The 10,594-nt window shown below is 37.1% G+C and carries 9 protein-coding genes; all 9 read left to right on the plus strand.

The window, feature by feature from the left end; all coding sequences use genetic code 11:
- Nucleotides 1-1,475: tail fiber domain-containing protein (locus tag AB1630_03400; GenBank protein MEW6102854.1), on the plus strand; the 1,475-nt coding region annotated here is incomplete at its 5' end.
- A 298-nt stretch (nucleotides 1,476-1,773) separates the two neighbouring features.
- Nucleotides 1,774-2,010 (plus strand): hypothetical protein, encoded by a 237-nt coding sequence (locus AB1630_03405; protein ID MEW6102855.1) that lies wholly within the window; start codon nucleotides 1,774-1,776, stop codon nucleotides 2,008-2,010.
- 320 nt (nucleotides 2,011-2,330) lie between these two features.
- The gene (locus AB1630_03410) at nucleotides 2,331-8,180 is read left to right on the plus strand and encodes a carbohydrate binding domain-containing protein (protein MEW6102856.1); all 5,850 of its coding nucleotides are present in this window, start codon (nucleotides 2,331-2,333) and stop codon (nucleotides 8,178-8,180) included.
- Between the two features lie 107 nt (nucleotides 8,181-8,287).
- Nucleotides 8,288-8,479, plus strand: coding sequence for a hypothetical protein (locus AB1630_03415; GenBank protein ID MEW6102857.1), 192 nt, complete (start codon nucleotides 8,288-8,290; stop codon nucleotides 8,477-8,479).
- A gap of 41 nt (nucleotides 8,480-8,520) precedes the next feature.
- Nucleotides 8,521-8,787, plus strand: a complete 267-nt coding sequence (locus tag AB1630_03420; protein ID MEW6102858.1) for a UPF0175 family protein — start codon at nucleotides 8,521-8,523, stop codon at nucleotides 8,785-8,787.
- On the plus strand, nucleotides 8,784-9,266 hold the full coding sequence (locus AB1630_03425; GenBank protein ID MEW6102859.1) for a DUF3368 domain-containing protein: 483 nt from the start codon (nucleotides 8,784-8,786) through the stop codon (nucleotides 9,264-9,266). Before AB1630_03420 ends, AB1630_03425 begins: the two co-directional genes overlap by 4 nt.
- 223 nt (nucleotides 9,267-9,489) lie before the next feature.
- Entirely contained in the window at nucleotides 9,490-9,783 is a 294-nt protein-coding gene (locus AB1630_03430; GenBank protein MEW6102860.1) for a UPF0175 family protein, read from the plus strand.
- A 224-nt stretch (nucleotides 9,784-10,007) separates the two neighbouring features.
- Complete coding sequence (locus AB1630_03435) at nucleotides 10,008-10,214, plus strand: type II toxin-antitoxin system HicB family antitoxin (GenBank protein MEW6102861.1); 207 nt, start codon at nucleotides 10,008-10,010, stop codon at nucleotides 10,212-10,214.
- The gene (locus tag AB1630_03440) at nucleotides 10,211-10,444 is read left to right on the plus strand and encodes a type II toxin-antitoxin system HicA family toxin (protein MEW6102862.1); all 234 of its coding nucleotides are present in this window, start codon (nucleotides 10,211-10,213) and stop codon (nucleotides 10,442-10,444) included. The genes AB1630_03435 and AB1630_03440 overlap by 4 nt, the downstream gene beginning before the upstream one ends.
- The last annotated feature ends 150 nt before the right edge of the window (nucleotides 10,445-10,594 follow it).

Here is a 10,594-nt window from a genome sequence, read left to right on the forward strand (position 1 = left end):
AAAAGCTTACAGGCAAGACACCAGATGAGCTTACTGTAGGCACAGCAACCTATGCTAGCACAGCAACCTATTCTTTCAACTCGCTAAACTCGCTAAACTCAACAAACTCTACCTATGCCAGCACAGCAACAATGGCATTGGATGCAGATCTGCTGGATAACAAAGATTCCTCCTTCTTTATTGATACATCAACCACTACCCAGACAAAGGAAGGAAGCCTTACTATTTTAGGAAGGCTTGGCATTGGCACAACCACCCCAAATAATGCTATCCAAGTCAAGGATTTGATAAATTTTGATGATAGCCACTACAGCACAAGCCTTGGCTTTGGAGCAGGAATGGTTAATAGTGGTAATTACAATACATTTATTGGCTATCAAGCAGGCTCTTCTAACACCTCAGGCCATCACAACACCGCTAATGGTTATGCTGCCCTTTATTACAACACCGAAGGCTATTGGAACACCGCTAATGGTTATGGTGCCCTTTATTCCAACACTCTAGGCGGTGCCAACACTGCCAATGGTGTGAATGCCCTTTATTCCAACACCACAGGCAATTGGAACACCGCTAATGGTTATTATGCCCTTTTTTCCAACATCACAGGCAATTACAACACCGCTAATGGTTGTGAGGCCCTTCGTTACAACATCTCAGGCGGTGAGAACACCGCTAATGGTATGTATGCCCTTCGTTCCAACACCGCAGGCAATGACAATACCGCTAATGGTTGTAGTGCCCTTTATTCCAACACCGCAGGCAATGACAACACCGCTAATGGTGCTGGTGCCCTTTTTTACAACGACACAGGCAATAACAACACCGCTAATGGTTATCATGCCCTTTCTCACAACACCACAGGATATGACAACACCGCTTTGGGCTATCAAGCAGGTTATTGGAACAGTGAAGGGTCTGGCAATCTCTTTTTAGGCTTTTCCGCAGGCTATAATGAAACAGGCTCAAACAAGCTTTACATAGACAACTCAAACACCTCCTCCCCCCTTATCTATGGCGATTTTGCGAGTGATATAGTAGCAATAAACGGCAATCTTGGGGTTGGAATAACACCGGGAAACTATCGGCTTACCCTTCCCAATACTGCTAATGAGTTAGGTAGGGGCATCGCAAATGCTTGGAATACTTACAGCTCCCGTCGCTGGAAGACAAATATTACCCCGATTGATAATCCCCTATCAAAGGTAGCAAAACTTAGGGGTGTCTATTTTGACTGGAAGGCGGGAGACAAGCACGATATTGGCTTAATTGCCGAAGAGGTGGGCAGTATAATCCCAGAGGTAGTAATCTATGAAGAGAATGGCACAGATGCCTCAGGCCTTGATTATAGCCGTCTGGTTGCCCTTTTAATTGAGGCAATCAAAGAACAGCAAAAGGAACATCAGGAGCAGGTTAACTCTCTTCAAACCCAGATTGACCTTCTAAAGCAGGAAATAGGACAACTTAAGAGAAGGTAGAAGGGTAGGAAGCCTTGACCCTTCACCCTTTAGCCAAGAGTTGAGCCAAATAAATTGACTTCCTAAAGCCTTGATAGGTAAAATATAAAAGGGTATTTGAGTGAAACCGATTAGATTTTCCAACCATACCATGCCATACCATGCAAAATTGCAAATAAATTTAAGAGGGGCAAAAGATGAAGAGGTTATTATAGCTATTAGGGAGGGAAAGTGACAGGTTGCAAAAATGGGTAAGTTTCAAATAATATTTGACAATCCTACCATCTTATCTTATACTTAAACAAAAAGAGGAATAAGGATGGGATTTGTAAAAACATCTATTACTCCTGAGAATATATTTACTCAGGCAAAAAAGAGGTCTAATAACTTTAGCTTGTTTGTAACAAAAGCACTTAGTGAATATATTAGAAAGCAAAGTATTCAAAGGGCTATAGAAAGTTTTGGCACATGGCAAAAAAGGGAAGAGAATAGCATTGATATTGTCAATAAAATAAGGTCTGACGAAGGCAGAGATTATGCATCCGGTAATAATTGATACGGATATTGCTATTGATTATTTAAAGGGAGAAAATTATACAAAAGATGTAACTATTCAGCCACTGATGAAAATAGTCGTAAGAATAGAACACGGATGATACGGATTTAACGGATTTTCGCTGATTTCTTTCTCTTTTTTCTATCTGTGAATATCCGCATCATCAGCGTCATCAGCGTGCTATTATTTTTCATCTACGACAAATTATGAGCTTTATGCAGAAATGAAAAATGGTGAAGAAGGATACAAGATTGTAACAAAGAATATAAAGCATTACCCTGATAAAAAGATTCTGTATGTGTTTTAGATAGTAAAAGTAAATGCAAAATTCAAAATTCCTTTCTTACCTACTACTTCTTCTGTCTTCTGTCTTCTGTCTTCTGTCTTTTCCTGCTCATTGCCAATTCAACCCATTCTCATTAACAAACGAAAAAGAGATTACTTATGAAGAAGAAGTATATTCTCCTGAAACCAAGACAACACAAGAAAAATCTGCATTTTCTGAGGAGATAGAATTTAAAGAGGAGAAAATAGAAAAAGAGGATTTTACTTCCTACCTAGAAAAGCTAGAAAAGGAGAGAGAAGCTCTTCTTTCAAAAGAGGAAATAAAAGAAGAGCCGACTATAGAATTTAAAGAGGAAATCCTTATAGAAGAACCAAAGGAAGAAGTAGAAGAAAAAGAAGATATTAAGCTATTGGCAGAGATGGCATCCAATAGACTAAAGGAGGCAGAGGATAGAAGAAAGAGGCTTATCTTGCCAAAAGAGGAATATGAGAGGCTTAAGACACAACCAGGCGAAGCTTTAAAATGGAACCTTCCGGAGGAATCTTCTTTAAATGTTTTGGGAAGAAAATTTATAAAAATGGGATATTCTGGAAAAAGCCTTCTTAATACAACAGAAAAAGAAAAAAGCTCTAATCAGATAAACATAGACCAGGAGCTTGAGGTAAAGATTAAGGGGATAGTAAAGAAAAAGGTCTCTGTAAATGTTGACTATTCTGATAAGAGCACGGATGTTCTTCCTGCCAAAAAGACATTTGAGGTAAAATACGCAGGTGATAAGGAAGAGGTAATTCAAGAGGCAACATTTGGTGATGTAGCATTAAAGCTTCCAGCAAGCAAGTTTGTAGGTTATGAGAAATCCGGATTTGGCATATCTGCAAAGGCACAAACATTAAAAAATAAGCTTAATATCTCTGCAATTGCAAGCAGGGAAAAGGGAGAATCAAGGAGCAAGTCTTTTAAAGGGACAACAACATTAGGTTCCTCAGATATGCAGGATACCTCGTTTATAAGGAGGAGATTTTATCAGGTTCTTGGCTCAATTGATATGGAAGGCGATAAGGTAGATAAAGGAAGGATAGAATGGCTAAAAAGCAAGGGCTATCTTCCCATAAAACCCGGTTCGTTTATGGTCTACATTGATGACAAAGACCCAAACAATAATACATCTGCAATCCCTCTTACAGGTTTCACTTATGAGAAATCTGGCTCATATACTGGCTATTTTGACCAAAAATTCCCGGGTGAGGATTATTCCTTTGATTATTGGACAGGCATTCTTTCATTTAAGTATGCAATTTCAGAAAACTATGTTGTCCTTGTCTCATTTATAAATGGATTAGGCTCTTCTACAACAAACCTCATTATTAAAAATGAAAAGGCAGAGGAGATAAAAAATCCAGGGGTTTATGAATTATTTGAGATTAAAGGATATTATAGCCTTTTTTATAGAAAAATAAATCCAGAAGCAGCTGACTTTTCTTTTGAAATAAGGGATACAGGAGGAAGATATTGGTATGATGCAAACAATAATGGCCTCTTTGATACAGGAGAGCTAACCTATGTTAGAATCTTTGGTTTAGATAGGGATAAAAGGTATGATCAGGAGGGTAAAGAAAGATTAGAATACAACAAGATTGATAAGGATGTTTTTGACCTGGACCTAGGGCTTCTTAAATTTCCCGATAGGATTCCATTTGACTTTACAACATCTACAACAAAGGAAAAAAATAGGTTTTATTATGAGGATAGCTGGTATTTAGAAAATATCTTTTCTATATTGCAGCCAGCAACCCTTAGCCTTCTCTCTAACCAAAATTGCTACAAGCAAGAAAATCCACAATCAAAATATACCATAAGAATAACCTATTTTGCAGAAAAATTTGGATTCTCCCTTGATGAGCTCAATATTGTTCCAGAGAGTGAGGCTATTTACATAAATGGCAATAGGCTTTCAAAATCCGAATATTCTATTGACTATGAGGTAGGTTATATAACAATCTATAGAAAGATAAAGGCAGAAGATGATATAAAGGTAGATTACGAATACGCACCATTTTTGGGTGTATATCAAAAGAGCCTTCTTGGAACAAGGATTGAGTATAAGCCAGGAGCAAATTTTTCACTTGGTGGAACATATATCGGAGAATCGGGTGCAGGGCTTAAGGGTGCTCCCTCGGTTACCCATCCATCAACATCCCTCTCTGTATTTGATATTACCTCAAGCCTTTCCCTTACAGAGCTTTTAAAGGAAAAGATGAATTATAATGGACCACTTTCCCTTAAATTTGAAGGAGAGTTTGCCCATTGTATTCAAAATCCAAATACATATGGCTATGGGATAGTAGATTCTATGGACAATACAGAGAATGAGGTATCAGGAGGGATTACAGAAACCTCCTGGCAAATTTCAAGTCTTCTCTCAGGAGAGGTTCAAACACCGAGGGGAAAGATATTTTATTATGAAGATGGAAAGCAGATTCCTTATACAGAAAGGTGTGGCCCTTATGTAGAAGATGGAGGACATAGGTTAGATGAGGAGCAAAATAAGCAAAAGATGCTTACATTTAATCTCTCCCTTGGAACAAGTTCACCTGAGCGCTTTGTAGGTCTTGCAACCTTTCTTTCAAAGGAAGGCATAGACCTTTCTGACTATTCATTCATTGAGGTTTGGAGCGATATCCCCTCATCCTCTACAATAAAATTCTATCTTGATATTGGCAATGTATCAGAGGATAGTGATGGAGATGGTATTTTGGATACAGAGGATATTATTTATAAAGATGGCATCCTTAACCCAGGCGAGGATATAGGTTTTCCATTTTCAACAGAAACAAGGTGTGGTGCAAAAAATGGCAAATTAGATAGTGAAGACCTTGATGGAGATGGCTCCCTTGAGACAGGAGAATCTATTTTTACCGTCCTTGTAAATGACGAAAGGTATATTCAGGATACAAAAAATACAGTATCGGGATGGAGGTTGTATAAGATTCCTATTAAAGACCCTGGTATAGGCCTTAGGGTTGTCAAGCATATGAGGATAAGGTTTAAAAATGCTGGAACAGCATCAATTTTAAATACAGCATTTCATATAGATAGGATAGCCATTATAGGCTCTAATTGGGAAAAGCCTGTTCTAACAAAGGGAACAGGGACAATTTCCCTATTGGGAAGGAATTCAAAGAATGATGCTGATTATGTAAGCTTAATTAACGACCCTGAATACAAAAAGCTTCATGAAAAGGAGGAGCTTAAGGAGGAGGGAGCACTCTCTATATCCTATAATTTTGCAACATTCTCATCTGCCTATATAAGAAAGCCACTTGGAAGGATACAGAATTATAATTCTTATAAATCCTTGAGGTTTTGGGTATATGGATATTCTGGAACACAATCCCTTTCATTAAGGTTTGGTCAGGATGCAAGTAATTGCTTTGAGTATAATGTTGGAACAATCTCTAAGGGATGGAGCCTTATAAGCATAAACCTTTCCATTTTCAATGAGCTACTTGCCAAAAAGGGAACGCAAAATGGAAATTTTGTTATAATAGGCTCTCCAAACATGGGGAGAATCAATGAAATAAGGTTTATTTTGAATGCTTCTTCGGAGGGAGAGATATGGCTCAATGAGATTCATCTTTCTGATGTTGTAAAGAGGGAGGCAGATTCATATTTTGTATCTTTATCTGGTGGATGGACTAATTGGGGAAATTTTAATTTTAATAGGACAAATCAGGAAGGCGAATTTAGAACAATAGGTCCTGTAGCTTCAGGACAAGAAACAGATAGCATTCATTTTGATACAAGTATTACAAGGTTTTCTGTTTTTCCTCTTTTAAAATTTGTTTATGATAAAAAGAAAAATGACCTTTCCTATAAGAATGTTGATGAGGTATCAACACAGAAATTTGGGATTGATGAGACATCTGATAAAAAATTTGATATATCATTTGACCTTAATAAGAAGAAAAACAAGGGATTTCCTGTTTTGTCAAGCTATTACAAAAAAAATGAATTTTTGTATAGCTATTCTGATAATAATAATGAAGGGATGAATTCAGAAATTGGAGGAGACCTTTCCCATTCATATACATTTCCCAAAAAGATAAAAAGTCCATCATTAAGCACAACATATAGTTTTACAAAGCAAGATGGAAGTCTAACAGACTATCTTAATAAAACAAATAGCAATGAGAAAGAGAAGACATCACATTCTGGGAAAACATCCCTTTCCTTTTCACCCCATCCATCCCTCTCTGGCTCAAACATTTCATTAGAAAAGCAAATATCAAATGAGGATATAGAATACCCAGGAAGGCAGGGAACAGGAACATTAGAAAAAAATGACAAGGACCTTTCTCTTGCAAGCCTTCTTTTAAAATTCTATCCAAAGGGACCTATTCCCATTCCAAAGATTTTACCAAAATCTTCATATTCAACAGAGTATTCAATAAGTAAGAGCATTGAGGATTTAAAGACAAGCTATGAAGGGATTTCGGGAAGTAAAACCTTACAAGAGACAGAAAAGGATAATGTAAAAGATGGAATTATTGTAAGCATATTTCCATATAAAACCTTTCCCTTAGAGACAAATTATAGCATAACACAAAATAGGGAGATGCAGGATTCAAACCTTTCTCAATATATATATGAAACAAAAAGCAGGAATCAATCAACCTATGTCCTCCATAGGGACAATAAGGGTTCTATAACCATTGAGGGAAATAAATTGTCATTTGGTCAGAATGAGGCAAAGGCAAAGGAGGACAAAGCCCTCCTTTTAACACATAGGGAGATAAAATATGACCTGAACAGGGTAGAGATTGGGAAATTAAGGTTTATTCCCTTGATTTCCTCAACCAGGATTGACAAGAAATTCTATTTCCTTGAGGATTATGACATTTCAACAGATAGGAGGATTTATAAAAAAAGGGCATCTACTTCCTCGCATTTGGGGATAAATAATAGCCTCGGTGAGATTAAATGGAAGAAATATGGTGTTGGTCTTTCAACAACCTTTACATTGGATGCAAATGCAGGCTATGATAACCTTGACCAGAATGAGGAGACACTAAAAACATTACTATCCGTGTATAATGATTTCCATAAGGGGCTTTTGTTTAAGAGAAAAGGTCCAAATGGCGATTTATATTCAAAGGCAAAAAGGACATCTTCCTCTGATACAAGGGCATTTGGAATTACAGGAATATGGAAGCTCTATGAGCCTTTAACCACAGAGAGCAAGATTACATTGACATTAGAGGAGAAGGAGAATGGAATTTTATGGTCTGATACAATATCAAACTCAATAAACAATACACTAGACCTAATGAAGGCAAAACCAGGGCTTTCAAAGAGGTTTAACTCATCATCCCTTAAGGCAAATTATAAAATAGATTGGAGTCATCAATATACAAATATCGCTGAAAGGTCAATAAGTATCACCCATAATCCATATTTTGAATGGAATGCAGATTGGAAGAATAACCTGAAGACAACGAGTATTCTTAAAACAACATTTTCAAATTCAAAGGAGGCATCGGGAATTATTACAAAAAACCTTGAGGTTTATCCATCCCTATCTGGCACTTATGATTATACAAAGCCAGGGTTTTTAAATATTCCTTTTATTAAAAAGGCAATATCATTAGAGAGAAAGCTAAGCCTTACAGGAAAAATAGACACAAGCTTTAAGCGTAAAACAAAGGGAAAAATTCAAGAAATAAACGAAGACGATTACAAATTTGATGTATCTGGAACATACAAGATTCAAGAGAATACATCTGGAACACTAGGTCTTAACCTCTCATACTTTAAAGACAGGGTAAAGGCAGGAAGGGATTATCTCGGCTATGGCTCTTATGTAAGCCTTGAGTTTAGGTTTTAGGTAAAATGGTTTTTGGAATAAAATTCAAGTTAGCAGACATTCCGTAAAAATTTGGCAAATTTTAATGTAAGTGCTTGCAAATCAATAGGTTACAAATTTTCTGTCTCATGAATGTAAGTCTTTTATTTTCAAAGGGTTACAAAAAAATTACGGAACTCTACTATGTGCCAGGAAGCTATGTGACAATCCAGGCAGCAATAAATGCCTCAGCGAATGGGGATACCATTTATGTCTCTGCGGGAAGCTACCCTGAGGCAATTTATCTCAATAAAAATATTGCCTTGATTGGAATAAAATGATAAAATATCTTTAAGAAATAATATTTGGAGGTGAGGGAAAAATGGCATCAATTTGTGTAGAGATACCTGAGGAGGTCTCTGTGGGTATAAGGATACCTAAGGAAGAACTTCCTTCACAGATAAAGAAGATAGTAGCATTAGAGCTATATAGAAGAAAGGCTATTTCTTTAGGAAAGGCATGTCAGTTAGCAGAAATCTCAAAATGGGAGTTCTTTGAGTTAAATGAAAAAATGCAAATACCCCTTTACTACGACCAGGAAGACTGGGAAAGGGACAAAAAGATAGCAGAAAAAGAGGGGAAGAAATGATTGTAGTAGCAGATGCCACTTGCTTAATTGCCCTATGCAGGATTGAACGATTGGATATTTTAAGAAGACTCTTTGGGAAGGTGAACATTTGTGAGACAGTATATGATGAAGTAGTAATTGCTGGTAAAGATAGACCGGGAACAAAAGAAGTAAGGGAAGCAAAATGGATTGAAAGAAAATGGGTAAAGGATAAGATAGCGGTAAGATTACTTGAGAAAGATTTAGATAAAGGGGAGGCAGAGACTATTATTTTAGCCTCAGAAACAAATGCAAATTATGTTATCCTTGATGATAAAGAATCCTCTCAAATCGCCAAACTTCTTGGGTTAAATGTAATTGGAACAATTGGTCTTCTTCTTTTAGCGGATAGATTGGGAATAATTACTGATTTTAAGGATATGATGAAAAGATTACGCAAAGCTGGGTTTAGAATTAAAGATGAGTTGTATGATAAAATATTAAAGGAAATAGAGGTATAAGAAATGAAGAAGCTATTGGCTTTAGTGGTTTGGGGGTTAATTTGGGGGTTTGAGGCAAAGGCGGCGAATTCCCTGCGCCAGCCCAGTATGCAAAAATCCAACTTGCGATAATGAAGCAATAATTATAAAATATAAAAATTGGAAGGAAAAGATGGAACAAGAAAGTATAGAGGATTTAAGATAGTATTGGGGAGAATGGTTATTGTTTAGGAGGTGAATTTTGATGGAGACAAAGACCATAAAAATGGAATTGCCAAAGGATATTTTTCTGGCATTAAGGAAGTATGATAAGGATGTAGAAAAGGGATTAAGGGTTTTTTCCAGCCTTTTTCTTTTTAAGACAAGGAGGTTTTCTCTTGGTAAAGCAAAAGAATTGTCAGACCCTTCTCTCTCTGAGTTTATGGAGCTTACCAGGAGAGAAAGGATACCAATACGAGATTACAGCGAAGAGGAGATAAAGGAGGAGATAGAAGGAGCAAAGAGGATAGCCAAGAGATTAAGAACGAGGGAAAGATGATTGTAGTTTCAAATATGGATGAGCTAAAAGCCAAAGGGTTTTGGTTGAGCGATAAAGATTACGGGAGAATTTTAAAGGGGTTTCAAGAAAGATGAAAATAAAAGGGGTTATAATTAACTTGATTTTGGTGTTTAGGGTGGTTTCGCATTCCTTTGCAAAGCGAGATGCTACCCTATGTTTCTGATGGAAGCTATAAATTTACACACAAAGGAGGTAAAATTAAAATGGTCTACCGAGTTATAGTTGAAAAAGGGGAAGACTTTGGATATGTGGTGCATTGTCCAGCAATTCCTGGTTGTCATTCACAGGGAGAGACAATCGAGGAGGCAATAGCCAACATTAAGGATGCCATAGTAGGGTGTCTCTCTGTTTTAGGAGAAGATGTGTTGCTTAAAGGTCAAGAGATTGGGGTGATGGAGGTAGCTGTATAGTGGCAGTTCTGCCTGTTATTTCGGGAAGAGAGGCAATAAAAGGGTTTGAAAAGGCAGGTTGGTACATAGAGAGGCGGGCAAAAAGTAGACACATTATAATGAAAAAAGAGGGCGTAAAAACTACATTGTCCATTCCAGAACATCGGGTATTGGATAGAGGATTGCTTAGGTCTTTGATTAGAGATGCATACCTTTCGGTTGCAGAATTTAATGAGTTGTTGAAAGGATGAAGAAACTATTGGCTTTAGTGGTTTTGGAGCTAATTTGGGGGTTGAGACAAAGGCAGCGGATTCCCTGCGCCAGGTCAATATCAGACAATATATAATTTGGAGGTGAATTGAAAAAATGCAAGCAGTAGTTGAATTAACAAAGGATGTGAT

Source organism: bacterium (assembly GCA_040753555.1).
GTDB lineage: Bacteria > UBA9089 > UBA9088 > UBA9088 > UBA9088 > JBFLYE01.

Coding starts and splice junctions, on each gene's coding strand:
- AB1630_03405 (MEW6102855.1), top strand. CDS start 1,774: ATGGGATTTGTAAAAACATCTATTACTCCTGAGAATATATTTACTCAG.
- AB1630_03410 (MEW6102856.1), top strand. CDS start 2,331: ATGCAAAATTCAAAATTCCTTTCTTACCTACTACTTCTTCTGTCTTCT.
- AB1630_03415 (MEW6102857.1), top strand. CDS start 8,288: ATGAATGTAAGTCTTTTATTTTCAAAGGGTTACAAAAAAATTACGGAA.
- AB1630_03420 (MEW6102858.1), top strand. CDS start 8,521: ATGGCATCAATTTGTGTAGAGATACCTGAGGAGGTCTCTGTGGGTATA.
- AB1630_03425 (MEW6102859.1), top strand. CDS start 8,784: ATGATTGTAGTAGCAGATGCCACTTGCTTAATTGCCCTATGCAGGATT.
- AB1630_03430 (MEW6102860.1), top strand. CDS start 9,490: ATGGAGACAAAGACCATAAAAATGGAATTGCCAAAGGATATTTTTCTG.
- AB1630_03435 (MEW6102861.1), top strand. CDS start 10,008: ATGGTCTACCGAGTTATAGTTGAAAAAGGGGAAGACTTTGGATATGTG.